At 53.9% G+C, this 19099-nt stretch carries 12 protein-coding genes; 6 read left to right on the top strand and 6 right to left on the bottom strand.

Annotated elements, in window-relative coordinates; all coding sequences use genetic code 11:
- Positions 1 to 2 precede the first annotated feature (2 nt).
- Positions 3 to 911 (bottom strand): ATP phosphoribosyltransferase, encoded by a 909-nt coding sequence (gene hisG / locus MN202_RS11870; protein WP_335736341.1) that lies wholly within the window; start codon positions 909 to 911, stop codon positions 3 to 5.
- 390 nt (positions 912 to 1301) lie between these two features.
- Positions 1302 to 2375: a M24 family metallopeptidase gene (locus tag MN202_RS11875; RefSeq protein ID WP_335736342.1), complete on the bottom strand. Its 1074-nt coding sequence runs from the start codon at positions 2373 to 2375 to the stop codon at positions 1302 to 1304.
- Positions 2376 to 2516: 141 nt separating this feature from the next.
- On the opposite strand from MN202_RS11875, the gene MN202_RS11880 reads away from it, so the two are divergent.
- Positions 2517 to 3179, top strand: coding sequence for a GntR family transcriptional regulator (locus MN202_RS11880; RefSeq protein WP_335736343.1), 663 nt, complete (start codon positions 2517 to 2519; stop codon positions 3177 to 3179).
- Between the two features lie 55 nt (positions 3180 to 3234).
- On the opposite strand, the gene MN202_RS11885 is transcribed toward MN202_RS11880, so the two are convergent.
- Positions 3235 to 5985, bottom strand: coding sequence for a M9 family metallopeptidase (locus MN202_RS11885; protein WP_335736344.1), 2751 nt, complete (start codon positions 5983 to 5985; stop codon positions 3235 to 3237).
- A gap of 241 nt (positions 5986 to 6226) precedes the next feature.
- On the opposite strand from MN202_RS11885, the gene MN202_RS11890 reads away from it, so the two are divergent.
- The gene (locus tag MN202_RS11890; protein ID WP_335736345.1) at positions 6227 to 8464 is read left to right on the top strand and encodes a S9 family peptidase; all 2238 of its coding nucleotides are present in this window, start codon (positions 6227 to 6229) and stop codon (positions 8462 to 8464) included.
- A gap of 38 nt (positions 8465 to 8502) precedes the next feature.
- Here MN202_RS11890 and MN202_RS11895 read toward each other — a convergent pair whose 3' ends face one another.
- The 3 genes from MN202_RS11895 to MN202_RS11905 all read right to left on the bottom strand — a co-directional run bounded on the left by MN202_RS11895 (position 8503) and on the right by MN202_RS11905 (position 14308).
- Positions 8503 to 9909: a peptide MFS transporter gene (locus MN202_RS11895; RefSeq protein WP_335736346.1), complete on the bottom strand. Its 1407-nt coding sequence runs from the start codon at positions 9907 to 9909 to the stop codon at positions 8503 to 8505.
- Positions 9910 to 10002: 93 nt separating this feature from the next.
- Positions 10003 to 12975 (bottom strand): TonB-dependent receptor, encoded by a 2973-nt coding sequence (locus MN202_RS11900; RefSeq protein WP_335736347.1) that lies wholly within the window; start codon positions 12973 to 12975, stop codon positions 10003 to 10005.
- A 94-nt stretch (positions 12976 to 13069) separates the two neighbouring features.
- Positions 13070 to 14308 carry an NAD(P)/FAD-dependent oxidoreductase gene (locus MN202_RS11905; RefSeq protein ID WP_335736348.1) on the bottom strand — a complete coding sequence of 413 codons (1239 nt, stop codon included), beginning with the start codon at positions 14306 to 14308 and terminating at the stop codon, positions 13070 to 13072.
- Positions 14309 to 14388: 80 nt separating this feature from the next.
- Here MN202_RS11905 and dapA point away from each other — a divergent pair, with 80 nt between their 5' ends.
- From dapA to MN202_RS11925, 4 genes are read left to right on the top strand one after another with little or no spacing between them, the layout of a single operon-like run.
- Positions 14389 to 15312, top strand: coding sequence for a 4-hydroxy-tetrahydrodipicolinate synthase (gene dapA / locus MN202_RS11910; protein WP_335736349.1), 924 nt, complete (start codon positions 14389 to 14391; stop codon positions 15310 to 15312).
- A 15-nt stretch (positions 15313 to 15327) separates the two neighbouring features.
- Positions 15328 to 16329 carry a 4-hydroxyproline epimerase gene (locus MN202_RS11915; RefSeq protein WP_335736350.1) on the top strand — a complete coding sequence of 334 codons (1002 nt, stop codon included), beginning with the start codon at positions 15328 to 15330 and terminating at the stop codon, positions 16327 to 16329.
- 2 nt (positions 16330 to 16331) lie between these two features.
- Positions 16332 to 17837 (top strand): aldehyde dehydrogenase (NADP(+)), encoded by a 1506-nt coding sequence (locus MN202_RS11920; protein WP_335736351.1) that lies wholly within the window; start codon positions 16332 to 16334, stop codon positions 17835 to 17837.
- Positions 17834 to 19030: a M24 family metallopeptidase gene (locus MN202_RS11925; RefSeq protein ID WP_335736352.1), complete on the top strand. Its 1197-nt coding sequence runs from the start codon at positions 17834 to 17836 to the stop codon at positions 19028 to 19030. The genes MN202_RS11920 and MN202_RS11925 overlap by 4 nt, the downstream gene beginning before the upstream one ends.
- Positions 19031 to 19099: the final 69 nt, after the last annotated feature.

The raw sequence follows: 19099 nt of genomic DNA on the forward strand, positions 1-19099 counted from the left end.
GGCTACTCCATCATTTTTTCAATTGGCAGCACTAAGATGGAGCTGGCGCCCAGCGCTTTTAACTGCTCCATGGTTTCCCAGAACAGCGTTTCACTGCTCACCACATGAATAGCTACCATGGCATCGTTACCGGCCAGCGGCAGCATGGTCGGGTTTTCTGCCCCCGGCAACAGCGCAATGACTTCATCTAAACGCGCGCGCGGGGCATGCAGCATAATGTATTTGCTTTCATTGGCCTGCATTACGCCGTTAATACGCGGCATTAGCTTATTAATCAGTTTTAGCTGACGCTCATCGCTTAGCCCTTTGCGCTGTATCAGCACCGCTTTACTGCGGTAAATCACTTCCACTTCTTTTAAGCCATTGGCTTCGAGCGTGGCACCGGTAGACACCAGATCACAGATAGCATCGGCTAAACCCGCGCGCGGTGCGACTTCAACCGAGCCTTTTAAATTAACAATGCGGGCATTAACGCCTTGCTGTTTTAAATAACGGCCGAGCAAGCGCGGGTAAGTGGTGGCGATGGTTTTGCCGTCTAACGAGGCTGCGCCGGTGTAGTTTTCTTCCTGCGGCACTGCAATGGATAAACGGCAACCGCCAAAATCGAGCCGCTTTAGTACGGTGTAATCAAAGCTGTCGTTATCCAGCTTACGCTGCAAGGATTCTTCTTCCAGCACGTTTTCGCCGACAATGCCCAAGTCACAGACGCCATCCATTACCAGGCCGGGAATATCGTCATCGCGCACCCGCAGAATATCGATGTCCATATTCTCGACATGGGCAATCAGCCGCTGCTCGCGCAGGTTAATTTTTAAGCCACAGCTGGTCAGCAGGGCTTGGGAGTCGACCGATAAACGGCCGGATTTCTGCATGGCGATGCGTAAACGTTTTGATTCTGTTGCCGGACTCATACTGGTCTCCGTGACGATAATTAAACTATGTAATGCGAATAAACAAAAACCCCGGGCCTGGGCTCGGGGTTTTTGTTGCTGTACCACCGGAGCGCCAGAAAATAGCCCTCCGAAATATCCGGACGGCTAGTCGCTATGATGATGCAGTACAGTGACGTTGTTCATTGGGCAATTCTTGCTAACTAAGATGTTATACAACTTAATCGCTGGCGCATTAAACTGCAAGTAAAAGTTTGGTTTTTATTATTAAGCGGGAAGCCATTAAATGTATGATTATAAATGGCTTTTAATGATTATTGCTTTTGGCGTGAAAAATATATTTGCACGCCGCCGGCTGATTTCTGCTGTGTTTGTGGTCAATAATTGCGCTAGTTGTATAGTCAATCTGGCTCAGGCGGGTAACTGCTGCAGCTGTTTTGGGCTTAGCGTCAACAGCTGATAACCGTGCCGGGTGATCACAATATCATCTTCGATGCGTACACCGCCAAAGCCCGGTTTATACAGGCCGGGTTCAATGGTAACCACCATATCGGCTTGCAATGCGACCTGGCAACCACGGCGCATTAGCGGGTATTCGTGCAGCGCTAAGCCGACACCATGGCCTAAACCTTCACCGGCATAAGCGGCATACGGCGAGGCGTTAAGTACCTGCTGTGCGATGTGATTTAACTGATGGCCGCTGATACCGGGTTTTACCGCCGCCAACGCCGCCTGCTGGGCGTTAAAAACGGTTTGATAAAACTGCTGCTGTTCTGCACTGGCCTGTCCCAGTACTACAGTGCGGGTCATATCCGAGCGGTAGCCTTCGATGCGGGCACCAAAATCAAGCAGGATAAAATCGCCATGCTGAAAGCGGCGCTGGCCCGGCTTACCATGGGGCAGGGCACTGCGCTCACCGGACAGTAAAATGGTAGGGAAAGCCAGCTCATCCGCGCCCAGTGCATAGATTTTCTGCTGTAATAAATCGGCCGCTTCGCGCTCGGTCATGCCCAGTTGCAGTTGCGGCAGTAACCAGGCCAAAGCGCTGTCGGCAATAGAGGCCGCCTGGCGCAGGCATTTAAGCTCGTGTGGATCTTTGCAGGCGCGCATTTGCTCGGCCAGATTGGTTGAGGGGCTTAGTGTTAACGGCAAATCATGCTGCAACTGTGAAAATAACTCGACGCTCAGATGGCCATATTCCAACTGCAAGCGGTTAACCGGTAAGGGCCGCAACAACGCGGCGATGCATTGCCCCAGACTTTGCGCTGAGCGATCGCGGCAGACAATGTCAAAGCCAGCGCATTCGGTTTCAGCTTGCTCAGTGTAGCGATAATCGGTGATCAAAAATTGCCGCTCAGCGGTGATCAACAAACTGGCCGAGCTGCCGCTAAAGCCTGACAGGTAGCGGATATTGAGTGGTTCTGTCAGCAACAGGGCCTGATAGTCCAGCTGGGCCATCAGCTGGCGTAATTTAGTTAAGCGCATCGGCAATCTCCTTTTTGTATACAGTATCCAATGTTGCCAGTCTCAGCAAGTGGTGTTTTTAACGTCAGGCTAAGTTATTGCTGCAGCAATAAATGTATTTGATATACTGCATACCATGTTTAGGTAAAAGCAGGCTGACTGATGGTTGTTGAATATAAAACCCGTACCCAGGTAGTAGTTGAGGCGATCCGGGAAAAAATTCTTACCGGTGCCATTAAAGCCGGTGAGCCATTGCGCCAGGCGGCGCTGGCAGAGGAGTTAAAGGTTAGCCGTATTCCGGTGCGTGAGGCGCTGCTGCAACTGGAAGCCGAAGGCCTGGTTGAGTTTGAAGCGCATAAAGGTGCCACTGCAACCAAGTTATCGGCTGAGCAGGTAACCGAGTTATTTGAACTGCGTGCCTTACTCGAGTGCGAGTTATTACGGCTGGCGATCCCAAAGCTGACAGAGGCTGAACTGGCGCAAAGCGAGCAGTTACTGCAGCAAATGAGCACGGCCTATCAGGCGGCGGACACCTCGGGCAGTTGGAGTGAGCTGAACAGCCGCTTTCATATGAGCTTATACCGCGCGGCTAACCGGCCGCTGACCTATGAAATGGTGCAAAACCTGAACAGTAATTCCGACCGTTATATCCGCGTGCATTTAATGCTGGCTGGTGGCGTAAAAAAAGCCGAGCCGGAACACAGTAGTTTATTGCAGTTAGTGCGGCAGAAAAAAGCCGACGCTGCCTGCAAGCTACTTAAGCAGCATATCCTTGGCGCGGCTGCGGAAATAAAGCAGCTGGTTACCAAGCTGGATGCCAGTTAATCCATTGTGTTTGTAAGATAAAACGGGCAGCCTGGCTGCCCGTTTTTTTGTGCAGTTATTCCACCATATACACCGTTAAATCGACGTTATTAAAGCCTTCTAACGTATTGACCATTATATGGTAGTAGCTACCCGGTACTATATTGGGCAGATGGATCTTCTGTGTGGTACCACGGGTGGTACTGGACGCGCCATCGTAGTTACCCGGCGTTGGCCAACCCTGGCGTTTAACGTACAGCTGGGCATCGCCGCTGCCATTTTCCAGCGTGAAATACAGCGCTTTGGCCTGTGGCGGCACGTATACCCATTGGTATAGTGCATGATTGCTGCTAAGCGCGGGCCATTGCTGTAATGAAGTTAGTGTACCCAGTTTCCAGCTGGCGGTTACTGTGGCATCGCTAAACTGACGGTAACCATGCAGCATCACAAACCAGTCTGGTTGTGCCGGCTGTAAAATGCTGACCCGCTCACGGTTGCCAATAACATAAGGCCGGTAATCCCACTCGGTCAGGCTGGCAGCCTGTTGCTGGCGCACATATAAGTCGAGATCGCCACTGCCACCTGCCGTCGTAATGTTAAGATCGTAAGCGTTGTTGGGCAGGGCAATCCGAAAGTGCTGCTCAGAATCTTTAGCGCCACTGACGGCAACCGGCACGCCGTTTTGCAGCGCTGTTACCGGCTCAGTAGTGTTGCTGCAATCCTCGTTGCTAACGATACAATCAAGCCAGCTATGGAACTCGGCATCAAATTGCGTACCCCAGGTGGCAATAATCTCTGCATAAGGCGTGTATTCCGGCAGCTCCGGCGTGTTGCCGTCGTTGATCTGGCCACAGGTCCAAACCCAGTTGCCTTCGCTCCATTCGCTGTCGTCGTATAACCAGCTCCAGTTATTGGCAATCGCATCGTTTTTGCTCTGCCAGCCCCAGTCAAAACTGCACGGCGCGTCTGAGATTATATATTTAGCCGCGCGCATGCTGGGTAGTAATTCAGTGTCAATGCGCTGGCGCTGGCGTTCAAACATAAAACGGCTGGCTAAGTAACCCCAGTGGTAGGTGCGCTCGGTATTGCTGTTGGCATAAGTGGTCTGAAACAGCTCACTTAACTGATAGGTCTTCGCCGGCGCTATTGCCAGTGCAGTAGGGTTGTCATTGCCTTTAGAGGCATATTCGGCCAAACCTTCGCCCCACCAGACTGAATTAGCCGGTTGATCACTAAAGCTGCCCCATTGATTGAAGCGGCCATCCAGATAATGCACATATTCATGCTCTAAATTCCACACCACAAATTCCGGCTGCAACCAGGTGGCCTGATAGGCAATAAAGCGCGCCTGATTATTTGGATCAGAGGGTGTGCCTTCCAGATACATGCCGCCGTTATTGGTGTCGATATTAAAAAAGGTACCGGCGTAATTCTGATAATCGGCAGATGAGCTGAAAATCACCATTTCCAGGGCGGTGTTGTTGTCATTAGCCACCGGGCCAGCATGGTTAAACATGGCGTGAAAGCTTTGTTCCTGTGCGGCCAACGAGGTACAAATGTGCTGCAGGTTGTTGGCTGCTATCGGTTGTTGATAGCGCAGTTTCAGTGTATCGCCACAGCTATGCTGGCCGCTTAACACTGTACTTTCCAGATCAAAGTCGCAGGCATCGCCATACAGATCACAATTGGCGCTGTCATAAAATTTCACCATGCCCTGGGCATTAACCCAGCCATTAGAGCCGGTGCCGCCAAACTGATAATTGCTGAGAATACTTTGCATAGCCGGGCGAACCTGCTCGGCAATGGCACCGCCAAACTTTAACAACCGGCCCAGTTCAGTTACCGCATCTGACCACTGATATTCGCGGGTATGGCCGACCAGCCATAAGCCGTCAGTCATGACAAAATCCCGCAGATTATTAATAATTTGCGGCTCGCTTAGCAGCAATTGCTGCAGCGCGGCACTGCCGTTATTGGTGGCGTTAAAATAGTGGGTTAATACCTGGGTAAGGCCATTTTCTTCATAGGCCAGGCCCCAGTTATCGCTACGCGATACGCTGGCGCTGTAACCCTTAAGCGCCTGACTAAAGCGGGTTAAATAGCGCAGTGCATCGCTGCCGGAACTGTTAACCAGGATCAGCATTTCATAGCGCAGCATAAAATTGCGTGAGGCATTGCCATCAAAGCGGACAAAATGCGCCCCGGCAAAATACTGATCAAAGGCCTGCTGCAAGGTCTGCAAATACACAGCACTAAACTGGCGGTTGCTGCCGGCTTCAACCCAATGCATAGCGCGTAAATAGGTCACCAGTTTTTCCAGCTCGGCCGCACCGCTGGCGTCAGAGCCATCAAATGCCGCCATCCGTTGTTGAATGGCCTGCACCACAGTAAGTAGTTTAGCGTCGTTAAAATGGCCGCTGCCAAGCAGGCTATTGTCATACAGCCCGTACAAGCAGCTGGTCAGGTTGGCGCTTTCTATCGCGCTGACCAGCTCGGCACCGCTAAGTGGCAGCAACGTGTCCGGCGAGTTGCAGCTGTTTTGCGCCAGCAACGTTTGTTGCGGCCACATCGCTTTATCGGCTGCCGGAACTAAGCGGGCCGGCAGCGGCTTGTGGTTGCGTTCGGCATACAACTTGGCCTGCACTTTTTCAAACTCGTGCGGTGATACCAGCCGCGGTGGCTTTGGGCTTTGCTGGCGCACATTGTGCTCATGGCCGTGTTGTAAATCCTGAGCAAGCTGGCCCGGGTGCGATAAGGTGGCCGGCTCGCCAGCTATTAGGCTGCTGCTGCCAAAGAGCAGGCTAAGCAGCAAGGTGTTGGTTTTCATCTCTATTTGTTCCTTCTGGAGCTGTCATTATAGTTATTTGCCGTTAATGGCTGCTCTAACTTAGCATAAAAAATATTGTATACAATATAATCTATAGTTTAGTTTGCGTTTAAAACCGCGCAGAAAATAGCGTTTTGACATAAGAAAAATAAGGGACAACCGAGCGGTGCTAATTGGATATTGTATACAAAATAAAAGCTTGCTAAGCTGCAATGCCGATGGTTAAACAGGAAAATCTACGATGGCCCGTTTTATATTGTTAAGCGCTGCCTTACTGGCGGCGCCGGTATCTGCCTCTGATCCCGCCGCTATGCAGGCTGCCTACCAGCAGGCGGCGCAGTTTTTTTTCCCCAAGGTGCGGCCACTGGTGCGCAATGCTGAACTGCCGTTTTACTGGCAGCAGCAAGGTTATTGGTTTAGCCGGCAAGAAGCCGATGGCCGGCGCTTTTACTTTGCCGACAGTTTGCAGCAGGCGCCGCAACAGCTAAATATGGCTGAGCTTGCGCGCGCTCTGGCGGCAGATGACGCGCTGGAGGCTGATAAGCTTAATCTTACGCTTAACCGCACTGAACAGCACTGGCAGGCGAGGTTGCAGTACCAGCAGCAAAGTTGGCGTTGTCAGCTGGCTTCGGCGTATCAGTGTCAGATGGTGACAGCGCCAACAGCGGTGGTATCGCCGGATCAGCGCTGGCAGCTTGATAGTGTGGCGCATAATCTGCAGCTGACCGATGTTAACTCGGGGCAGACACAGCAGCTAACTACAGATGGCAGTGCCGATTATGCCTGGGGCGAGTTAAATGACTGGTATCAACTGGACGCGCTAAATGGCGTAGCACAGCCACCTAAACGCAGCAGCCGCTTTGTCTGGTCAGACGATAGCCGCTTTGCTGCGACCTTTGTGCTGGACCGGCGTACTATGCCGACGCTGCATATGTTACAAAACCTGCCACAGCAGGGCTATAGCGCCGTGCTGCATTCCTATAAGCGGGCCTTGCCGGGCGATGATCAGCGCTCGCATTATCAACTGGCAATAGTCGATACGCAAAGCGGCAAAGTCAGCCTGGCTCAGCTACCGCCGCTGGAAACAACGCAAAACTGGGGCGATGTCAGCTGGCACCCGGACGGCTTTTTTTATCTGGTGGCGCGCGATCGCGGCATGCGGGCGCTGACGCTGTGGCAGATCACCCCGACAGGGGCGGCAAGTATCAAGTGGCAGGAGCGCAGCGAGCAGTTTCTTGATTATGCCAAACATGACATTGCCTGGCTCGATGGCGGCCAGTTTGTGTTTAGCTCGGAGCGCGATGGCTGGAACCATTTATATCTGCAGCAGGCTGATGGCACAACGCAGCAGCTTACCCGCGGCGACTTTGTTGTGCGCCAGCTGCATGGTATCGATAACGCAAACCGGCAGCTGTATTTCACGGCATCCGGCCGCGAGAGTGGCGATCCGTACTTTCGTTACTTGTACCGTATTAACCTCGATGGCACTGAACTGACGCTGTTAACGCCGGAATATGCCGATCATCAGATCAGTATGTCGCCAGACTGGCAATATTTTTACGACAGCTACTCGCGGGTTGATTTGCCCACCGTCAGCACCGTGCGCCAGAGCAAGGATGGCCAGCTGCTGCACACTCTGGCCGTAGCCGATGACAGCGCACTGCGCGCTACCGGCTGGCAACCACCCGAGCCTGTAACTGTGCTGGCACGGGATGGTAAAACGCCGCTTTACGGCCTGCTGTATAAACCGGTTAACTTTGACCCGGCCAAACGCTACGCCGTGGTGCAACATATGTATGCCGGCCCGCATACCATTGTCAGTGCCAAGCGCTTCTCGCGCGCCTTTGCCAATACCGAGACTCCCATCGCCCAGTTAGGGGTTGTGGTGCTGAATTTAGATCCGCTTGGCACCGCGCACCGCTCGCGGGCGTTTCATTTGCACAGTTATAAAAACCTTGGCGATATCGGCGGGCCGGATTACCTAAGCGGCCTGAAACAGCTGGCAGCAAAACGGCCGTACCTGGATTTAAACCGGGTTGGCGCCTACGGCCATTCTGCCGGTGGCTATGATGCCGCAAGAGCGCTGCTAAAATATGGCGATTTTTACAAGGTAGCAGTGTCCTCGGCCGGTAATCATGATCACCGCATGTCCAAAGCCTGGTGGCCGGAAATGTGGATGGGCATGCCAGATGAAGGCACGCACTACGACAGCAACAGCAATATGACGCTGGCGCATCAGCTAAACGGCAAGTTGTTACTGGCTACCGGCGATCTGGATAACAACGTTAACCCGGCCAATAGCTTGCGGCTGGCGGCTGCGATCCAGGCTGCTAACCGCGATGTCGACTTACTGATGTTAGCGAATAAAGATCACGACTTGCGCGAAGACTGCTACTTTACCCGCCGGCGCTGGGACTATTTTGTGCAGCACCTGGTTGGCAAAGCGCCACCGGCGTTTTTTCAGCTAAGCAGTAACTAACACGATGAGGGCGCAGCAGCAGGCTGCGCCCCATGCGCTTAGTCTTTGCGGTGCATCCAGTGCACCAGTTTATCGGCCAGCAGATACAGCAACAGCGCGGCCAGTATCGCCGTCAGGCTAAAGCCACCGAAGATAGCCAGAGCATTGCTCAGCATCTGCTGGTCATTATCGGCGCTACCAGAGCCAACCAAAGCGCCAATCAGGCCGGCCAGTTTGTTGGCGGCGGCCAGAAACAGATACCAGGCACCCATTAACAGCGATACCACCCGAAGCGGTGCCAGCTTGCATACCAGGGCTAAACCAATAGGTGATATGCACAACTCGCCCAGGGTAAAAAACAAATAGGCCAGTACCAGCCACCACAGGCTGGCTTTGCCATCGCCACCAAGTTGCGGGCTGGCTTGCCAACTGGCACCAACCATAAATAAAAAGCCCAGCCCTAAAAGCAGTAACCCCAGTGCAAATTTAACCGGCGAATTAGGCCCGGCTTTACCCAGTTTTAACCACAAGGCCGCCATAAGCGGGGCAAAAATTAAAATAAACAAGGGGTTAAGCGACTGAAAATAAGTCGGGTTAATCTGCCAGCTGCCGACATTGCGCTCGGTAAAACGGTCGGCGTAGATATTCATCAGGCCGCCGGCTTGCTCAAAACCGGCCCAGAAGATGATGGTAAAGAGCCCCATCACCAGTAATACCTTAAGCCGGTCAATTTCTTCTTTGCTCAGGCTTGTATTTTGCTCTGGCTGTAAACGCCGGGCTTTGCGTGCTGCCGGCTCAGTACCAATGGCACCGAGTAGCGGTCTGGCCAGGCTTAGTTGCAATAGCAGCGCCAATAACATGCCGATACCGGCCAGCAAAAAGCCCGCCTGATAGTTACGCACCAGCTCACCATTTTGCTGATAGCCAAAGGCGTCAATGGTAATACCGACGGCAATACCGGCTAAAAACATACCGGCGTTAATGCCGAGGTAAAACACGGTAAAGGCACTGTCACGGCGACGGTCGGTCGCTGAGTACAGCTCGCCAACCATGGTAGAAATATTGGGCTTAAACAAGCCGTTACCGGCCACCAGCAGGGCCAGGCCAGTGTAGAATGCCGGCAGTGGTGAAGCAAACCAGCTATGCGGCAACGCCAGACAAAACTGGCCCAGCGCCATTAATACGGCGCCGGCCAGAATGGCACTGCGTTGCCCCAGCCAGTTGTCGGCCAGCCAGCCGCCAATAAGCGGCGTAACATACACCAGCATGGTAAAGCTACCGTACAGTTTAAGCGCACTGGCATGATCCCAGCCCAGGCCGCCGCCCTGCGCCTGAACGTGATCAACCAGATAAAGCACCAGTAATGCACGCATAGCGTAATAGGAAAAGCGCTCCCACATTTCGGTGCCAAACAGTAAAAACAGGCCTTTGGGGTGGCCAAAGCAGTCAGTTGAGTTTGCTTGCATAATAACAAGGTCCGCATTCATCGGTTAACTGAAAACAAGGCGGGCGCTGCTGGCGCAGCTATCCCGCCTCTAGGAGTGGTTTTTGCCGTCAGGCTAGAATTGGTAACGCACCACTAAGGACACAGTGCGGTTAGTTTGCAGGCCAGTGGCGGTGTTCCAGTCCGGATTAGCGGCAAAGCTGTTGTCGGTCTGGGTAATTTGCGCCACTTCGTTCACGCTAAGCGGCGTGTCAAAGTTAAACAGGTTAAACACCGTGGCTTTAACCGATAAATCGCCATCGCCCAGCTCTCGCTGATAGGTCAGGCTCAGGTCAAACTCATATAACCAGTCCAGCCGGCCGGCCGAGCCGCGTGGTGCCGGGGTGCCGTCCCAGTCGTAAAACGAGCTTTCATCGTACCACTGGCTGGCACACCAGTCGGCCCACAGGCTGGGCTCAGCGCAGCTGTCGACACCGGTGGGGTGAATACTAAACTTATTCAGTGGCGCGCCTGAGGTGGCCCGGGCAACAAAGCCCAGTGCCCAGTTGTCGCTAATGTCATAAACCCCGCTGAGTTTAAAGGCATGGCGGTGATCGTTCGGCAGGTTACCCGCGGCGTGGTCCATTAAATCGGCATAGTCGTACGAGGTGGTCCAGCCCGGATCGGCCTGGCCGTTATCGGTACGCACCAGACCTTCTGTCATGCCCCAGTTATGTGACCAGACATAGGAGAACCACAGCTGCAAATCATCTGTCGGTTTGCCATCCAGGGTAAATTCCCAGGCCAGATATTTACGCTCCGGCTTTGGCAGGCGTAAGTCGTCTGCCGATAGTGCTACGGTTTCTTTAGTGCCATCCAGGTCAAAATCGTAATGGAAGGTGACGTTTTTACCCGGATTAATCAGCGTATAGAAGTAGTATTCGTTGGCATTGTTAGCAACATTGTTCTGCGCTAACCACTGCGCAACAACCGGCCCTAAGTCACTGTCTTCAATTGATTGTTTCAGGTTACGGTAGACAAAACGCACGCCGCCTTTTAACCGGTCACTGAACTGGCTTTCATAGCCCAGGGTAAACTCGTCAGAATACATCGGCCCCAGATTGTCGGCGGCGATACGCTCCACATCTACCGCGCCACTTTGCACCACGTTGGTCGCCACCAGAGCACCGTGGCTTGGCGCGCCATCGGCACCCAGCACCAGGCTGCCATTGCTGTTTAACTGATCAGGCAAATAGTAGTTATACACATCGCGCTGGCCGCTGGCTTGTTTGATATTCATATTGGCCGAAACCGGCTGGAAATAGCGGCCAAAGGTGGCAAACAGTTTACTGTCGCCGTTGCCGCTGGGGTCCCAGATTAACTGCACGCGAGGGGCCAGCTGGTCGTCCAGCTCCACATAGCTTTCACCTGTGGTGGCGGTGTTTTCAAAGCTGCTGTAACGCAGGCCGGCGTTTAACACCAGATTATCGTTAATTTGCCAGCTGTCCTGCAGGTAAAACGCCATAGAGTTCACTTCGGTTTTGCCGCCGGTGTCGCGCTGGCGCCGCATCACATAAGTACCGGCATCCAGACCAATGCGCGGTATCGCGACATAGGTGCGGTATTCCCACCAACCACGGGCTTCATCGACGCCGTTTTGATATTCCAGATAATCGACACTGAGTTTTTCGCTGTCTAAACCAAATTGCAGGGTGTGATCATCCAACAGGTAAGTAAAGTCGAGGCGGAACTGGTCGCGCTGATAGGTTTCGCTGATCAGGTTGCTGGTCGTCCAGTCACCATAGCGCTGGCCGTTCAGGTTAACGTAATCCCAAATACCGGGCAGGCGATTGGTCGGAATAGTGTCGGCTGAGTCTTCCAGCCGGCCCAGCGTGGCCGATACGGAGAAATCGTCGGTAATAAAGCCCTGATAACGCGCCGAGTACATAGTGCCGCCAGAGGTGCTTTTCGTGACACCGCTGGCCTCGCCTTTACCTTGCTGCTGATCCCAGCCAAAGTTGTTGTAACGCAGCTTGGCGCTGTTATCCAGTGCAGTAAAGGTGACGACATGGTCATCACTGATGTACCAGTCCATATTAACAAACCAGCGGCTGTCGTCTTTTTCATGTTCGGTAAATACAGTGGCGGCACTGTTGGCATATTGCGACTGGTATTTTCTCGGGTTAAACAAGGCATAGATAAAGAGTTTATCTTCTATCAGGGCACCACTGGCCCAGACATTGGCTTCATAAAATTCAGCTTCAAAGTCTTTGTTATTAATAGAGATACTGCCGCCCGGGTTATACACAGTATCGTGCGCCGAATGCAGCGCGGCCGGATCAAAGCGCAGCTCGGCGCCAAAGCGGGTATCGTTACCGCCGGTTTTTGATACCGCATTGACCACACCGCCGATAAAGCGGTCATATTCTGCCGAAATGCCGCCGGTTTTTACCTGAGTTTGCGCTATGGCTTCCCAGGGCAAATCGATAGAGCCGATGCCGGTACGCAGGGCGCTGATATTCATACCATTTAAAAAGTAGCCGTTTTCTGCCGCCGAAGCGCCGCCAAAGCTGGAGGCTTTAAATTCAGAGCTGCGTGCTACGCCCGGTGTTAGCAGGGCGATATTTTCAAAACCGGTATTTACCGGCATTTGCTCCAGCGTGGCATCATCAAAGGTCAGGCCGGCGGTAGAGTCGCTAACGTCAATGCGCTGCACGCGTGAGCCCATAACAGCAATTTTTTCAATATTGTCGCTGCTGCTCAGCACCGGTGCATAGGTCACTGCCTGGCCCAGGCTGATATTAATGCGCTCGCCGTCAATAACCGGTTTGCCATTGTGCATTACGCTAACGCTGTATTCGCCCACCGGCAGGGCGCGCAGCACATACTCGCCTTTGCTGTTGGTTTGCACGGTACGGCTAAAGCCTTGCTGCAGATGGCGCAGGGTAATCACCACATCCGCCAGCTGGTTGCCGTTTTGTGCACTAATAGTGCCTTTTAGTAAGCCTGTGGTGTTATCTTGTGCCAGTACCGGGCTGGCCGACAGTGTCAGGGCTATCGCAGAAGCCAGTACCGACAGCCTGATGGTGCTACCTGTGTTAAATTTCATCTCTGTTGCTTCCTGTATATTGTATATTTTAGTTTTGGTTAAAGGTTTTTGCTTACAGCTGCAAAAATTCCGCCGCTTCGCGACAGAAAAAAATTCAGAAGCGATTGATCCTAAACGGGGTCAGATCAAGCGCCGGCGTCTGTTTCAATACACAACTGCTGATTAACTCGGCTGAAAATGCTGCCTGGGTTAAGCCCAGATGCTGATGGCCAAAGTTGTAATAAATGCCATCGTGGCGCGGGCAGGGGCCCAGCACCGGCAAAGAGTCGGGTAGTGATGGCCGGTTACCGGCCCAGACAGTGTCCATTGTGCTGTCACTCACAGTGGCCGTGCGCTGGCGCAGTAACTGGTCGGCATGTTGCTGCAGTACAGTGGCGCGCTGATAATCGGCTTTGCCGTTAAGGCCGGCAAATTCGGCAGTACCGGCTAAACGTAAGCCGTGCTGCATCGGTGTCATAATGCATTTGCGCTCCAGTGAGCTAACCGGCCGGCTTAAGGCAACAGACTTAAGCATCAGGTGATAGCCGCGCTCGGCTTCCAATGGCACCGGCCAGCCTAACTGGCGGGTAAAGTGTGCCGAATGGGCGCCGGCGGCAATAATCAGCTGCTGGCAGTGAATTTCTCTGTCGCTACAGATCAGTCGTTGCCGCCCTGGCCCCGGTATTATCTGGCGTACCTCAGTCTGCAGGTAGCGGCCACCGAGCTGGCAAAACTGCTGATAGAGCTGCTGACACAAGGCCAGCGGATCCTGGCTGTGGGCGACTTCAGTAAAATCCAGCGCACCGGCAAGCCCGGGGGCCAGTGCTGGCTCCAGTTGTTGTAGCTGCTGCTTGTTGCACCAGCGCACGTCAATGCCGGCGGCGCGGTATGCCTGATACTGCTGCTTTAACGCCGATAAATTGTGGTTTTCGCTTACCAGCAGCGCGCCCTGATATTGGATTTGCTGGCTTAGCTGGCAGCTATGCAGCAGTTTTTGCCAGCTGGCCAGGCTGTGATGGTTTAAAGCGCTAAGCGCTTTGTGGTTGGCGTCGCGTTTGCTTTTACGCATATTGGCGACAAAGCGGGCAAACCAGGGCAGTGCCTGCAGTAAATAACCGGCGCGGATATGCAGTGGCCCAAGCGGATTTAACAACATCGCCGGTAATTGGGCCAGCAGGGCCGGCTGGGCCAACGCAAATACCTGCTCGGTAGCAAAGTGGCCGGCATTACCGGCAGAGCAGCCCTGCGCAATACCTTTGGCATCGAGCAACAGCACGTCAACACCGGCTTGCTGCAAAAACAACGCATTACTCAAACCCACTATACCGGCACCGATAATACAAAGTTGTTGCACCGTAAAACTCCAAAATCACTTGATAATGTAGATTGTATACAATATTCTTTATCCAACATCAATGATAGAGGTTAAAAAAGATGCAACAAAACTGGCAAGGCGTTTATCCGGCAATCTCCACTCAATTCCACGCTGACGGCAGCATTAACTATGCAGCCAACGCTACGATGCTGCAGCAACTGATAGCCGATGGCATAGACGGCATTATTGCGTTGGGTACAGTGGGTGAGAATGCTTCTTTAACGGCGACAGAAAAGCGCGAGTTTTTACAGCAAACCGTAAAAACAGTGGCTGGGCGTATTCCGGTTATTGCCGGCTGCACTGAGCATAGCGCTGCTCAGGCTATTGATTATATTAAAGCTGCCGAGCAAATAGGCGTTGATGGCATTATGTTGCTACCGGCGGTGGTGTACCGCGGCACAGACCGCGAAGTGCTGGTACATTACCAGACGGTGGCCCGCGCCACCCGCTTGCCGATCATGATTTACAACAACCCGGTCAGCTATGGCGTTGATATTAACCTTGAGATGACGGCGCTATTGGCAGAAGAGCCAAATATCGTTGCTATTAAAGAATCCACCACGGATACCCGCCGTATTACTGAGCTGCAAAGCCGCTTTGGCGACCGCTTTCAGATTTTTTGCGGTGTGGATGATATTGCGCTGGAGTCGGTGTTGCTGGGTGCCACCGGCTGGATCTCCGGTTTAACCAATGTGTTTCCGCGTGAATCGGTAATGTTATTTAAACTGGCACGGGCCGGGCGTATCAAGGAAGCCCGCGAAATATACCGCTGGTTTATGCCATTGCTACGGCTCGATACCATTCCAACGCTAGTGCAGTGCATTAAGCTGGCCGAGCAATTGCTGGGGCGGGGCAGTGAAAATGTGCGTTTGCCACGCCTGGCATTGCAGGGCAGTGAGCGCGAGTACGTCGAACAGGTGGTGGCGCAAGCACTGCGCAGCCGGCCGGATCTAACATCTTATCAGGCGTTATTGGCCGAATAAGCAGGAGCAGCGTAGATGTTAAAAGGCACCTTTTTTTGTATCGATGCCCATACCTGCGGCAATCCGGTGCGGCTGGTGACCAGCGGCCACCCTGAATTGCAAGGCGCCACTATGAGTGAAAAACGGCTGGATTTTATCAGCCGTTTTGACTGGATCCGCAAAGGCCTGATGTTTGAACCCCGCGGCCACGCCATGATGTCGGGTGCCTTTTTGTATCCGCCCTGCTCAGAAAATGCCGATGCGTCAGTGTTGTTTATCGAAACCAGTGGCTGTTTGCCGATGTGTGGCCACGGCACCATAGGCACCGTCACAGCCGCGATAGAGGCGGGTTTAGTCCAGCCGAAAACGCCGGGCGAGTTGGTGCTGGATGTGCCGGCCGGGCAAATTCAGGTCAGTTATCGCCAGCAGGGTGACAAAGTGCTGGCGGTAAAACTGATTAATGTGCCGTCTTATCTGGCCATTGCCGATGCCTGCGTTACGGTACCTGAGCTCGGCGAGCTTAGCGTAGATGTCGCTTACGGCGGTAACTTTTACGCCATTGTTGAGCCGCAGGCCAACTTCCCCGGCTTAGAGCACTGGAGCGCCGACAAGGTGTTGCATTTTAGCCCGCTGCTGCGTGAGGCATTAAACCGTGCCTATCAGTGCCAGCACCCGCTTAACCCCAGCATTAATGGCATTAGCCATGTGCTGTGGACCGGTAAGCCTAAAACCGCCGGCTCTGACGGTGCTAATGCGGTGTTTTATGGCGACGGCGCTATCGACCGTTCGCCCTGCGGTACCGGTACCAGTGCCCGTATGGCACAGCGGTATGCCCGCGGTTTGCTAAAACCTGGCGAGCAATATGTGCATGAAAGCTTTATTGGCAGCCAGTTTACCGGCCGGGTAGAAGCGGTCACTGAAGTAGCGGGTTGCCCGGCCATAGTGCCGTCCATTGAAGGCTGGGCCCATGTGTTTGGCTATAACCAGATCCGCATTGACGATGCTGATCCCTACGCTGAAGGCTTTCTGGTGAGGTAATTATGATAACAGGTCAACATTATATCGGCGGCCACTGGTGTGGCGAGCCGCAAAGTACTAATACGTCGTTTAATCCGGCACAAAACGCTGCCTTGCCCTGGTGCTTTGCTGAAGCAGGGCAGGCCGAACTGCATAGCCTGACTGAGCAGGCCAGCGCCGCTTTTGCGCTGTATCGCTATGTCACCGCCAGTGCCAGAGCAGATTTTCTCGATACCATAGCCGCTGAGCTGGAACAGCGTAAAGCCGATATTGTCAGCAGCATGGTGCTGGAAACCGCGCTGACAGCCGCCCGCGCTGAGAATGAGCTCGGCCGCACCTGCAACCAGTTACGCTTGTTTGCCGGTGAACTGCGCCAACCGGCTAACGATTGCAATTTGCCGGCCTTACCTGAGCGGCAACCGCTGCCGAGGCCAGCGCTTCGGCTGGCAAAAATGCCGCTTGGCCCTGTGGTGGTATTTGCTGCCAGTAATTTTCCGCTGGCGTTCTCAGTTGCCGGCGGTGACACCGCTTCGGCATTGGCGGCCGGCTGCCCGGTAATTGTTAAGGCACATAATGCCCATCCGGCCACGTCTGAGCTGGCGGCACAAGCGATAGCCGCCGCGGCCGATAAAACCGCCATGCCCGCCGGGGTGTTTAACCTGGTACATGCCCGCCAGCATGCATTTTCTGAAGCCTTGATCCGCCATCCGGCAGTCAAAGCCGTCGCCTTTACCGGCTCAGAGCAGCTGGGCATGCATTTTCAGCGGCTGATTTGGCAGCGGCCCGAGCCTATACCGTTTTTTGCCGAGATGGGCTCGCAAAACCCGCTGTTTGTGATGCCGCAATATCTGGCGCAGCACACTGAAAGTTTCGCCAGCCAACTGGCACAGTCGGTGCTTAATGGCTGCGGTCAGTTTTGCACCCGGCCGGCACTGGTGTTTTTACCCAAAGCGGCGCAGGCCGTTAAGGCGCAACTGATAACCCTGTTTAGCCAGGCGCAGGCCGGTGCTATGTTAACGGCAAAAATTGCCAGCCATTACCGCAGTGGCTGTCTGGCATTGCAGCAAACCGCTGGCGTAAGCCTGCTGGCACAAGGCCAGGGCGACGAAAGCGGTTGCTACACCAGGCCGCGGCTGTTTGCCTGCTCTGCCAATACCTTTATGCAACAAAGCGTGCTACAGCAGGAAATTTTCGGCCCGGCGACGGTGTTGATTGAATGCACTGACGTTACCCAAATGCAAATGCTGGCTACCATACTGCAAGGCCAATTAACGGCTACTGTGTATGCCACTGAGACGGAACTGGCCACGGCGTCGGCTTTGCTGCAGGAGCTGGCGTTACACTGCGGCCGGCTGATTTACAATCAAATGCCGACCGGCGTTGAAGTCTGTGCGGCTATGCAGCATGGCGGCCCCTTTCCGGCCAGTACCGATAGCCGCTATACTGCCGTCGGCAGCCAGGCGGTACAACGCTTTTTACGGCCGCTGTGTTATCAGAACTTTCCATCGCAAAACGGAGATACAGCATGAGCAGGCAAATAGGTGGCGTAAGCGCCGCAGAGGCATTGGCACAATTAGACGATATGACCGCCGGTGTAGTGCCGATTAACGCTGACGAGTTTCGCCAGCGTCTAGCCAAAGCCTGTCAGTTAATGCAACAGCAGCAACTGGATGCGATGCTGCTAACGGCCGGCACTAATTTGTACTACTTAACCGGCTTGCGCTGGTACGCCAGTGAGCGGCTGGTGGCGGCGCTGCTGCTGGCCGATGGCAGCCTGCATTATATTATTCCGGAGTTTGAGCGCGGCACGATAACGCCGCTGCTGCTATTACCGGGTGAGCTGCATGGCTGGCAAGAGCACGAAAGCCCGTATCAGCTCTGTGTCACGCTGTTGCAGGGCAAAACCGCGCTGGCGCTGGATGAAAGTGCCGCCTTTTTTATTGCCGATGGCTTAAAGACGGCTAACCCGGCACTGCAGTTAAGCAATGCTGCCAGCGTCAGTGCCCTATGCCGGCGCTGTAAGTCTGAGGCTGAACTGGCCATTATGCAGCGGGCCATGGATATGACCCTGGCCGTGCACAAAGCAGTGGCCAGTATGTTATATAGCGGCATCAGCACCGCCGAAGTCGAAGCCTTTATTGATGCCGCGCATCGCAAAGTGGGCGCAACTGACGGCAGTTATTTTTGCATCGTATTGTTTGGCGGCGACACCGCTTATCCGCATGGTGTGGCTAAGCCCAAGGCGCTGGATGACGGCGATATGGTGTTAATTGATACCGGCTGCCGCCTGCACGGTTACCTGTCTGATATTACCCGCAGCTATGTGTTTGGTACGCCAAGTGCGCGTCAGCGCGACGTCTGGCAGCACGAAAAAGCCGCTCAGGCCGCGGCCTTTGCTGCTGCCGCTATCGGCGTGCCTTGCCAGCAGGTGGACCGCGCGGCCCGCGGCTATTTGCAGCAACAAGGTTATGGGCCAGGCTATAAGTTACCCGGCTTACCACACCGTACCGGCCATGGTATTGGGCTGGATATTCACGAGTGGCCTTATCTGGTTGAAGGCAATGAACTGCCGTTGTCAACCGGTATGTGCTTTAGCAACGAGCCGATGCTGGTGCTGCCGGGTGAGTTTGGTGTGCGCCTCGAAGATCATTTTTATATGACAGCGCAGGGCCCACGCTGGTTTACCGAGCCGGCGCTGGCCGTCGATCAGCCATTTGCCTGAAGCTGGTTAAAGGAACTTTAGCCTCTGTTAGCATCTCCTAACATAAAGTTAATACTCTGTTGGCCGATA

Origin of the sequence: Rheinheimera muenzenbergensis, from assembly GCF_036984005.1 — a bacterium.
GTDB classification, from domain to species: domain Bacteria; phylum Pseudomonadota; class Gammaproteobacteria; order Enterobacterales; family Alteromonadaceae; genus Alishewanella; species Alishewanella muenzenbergensis.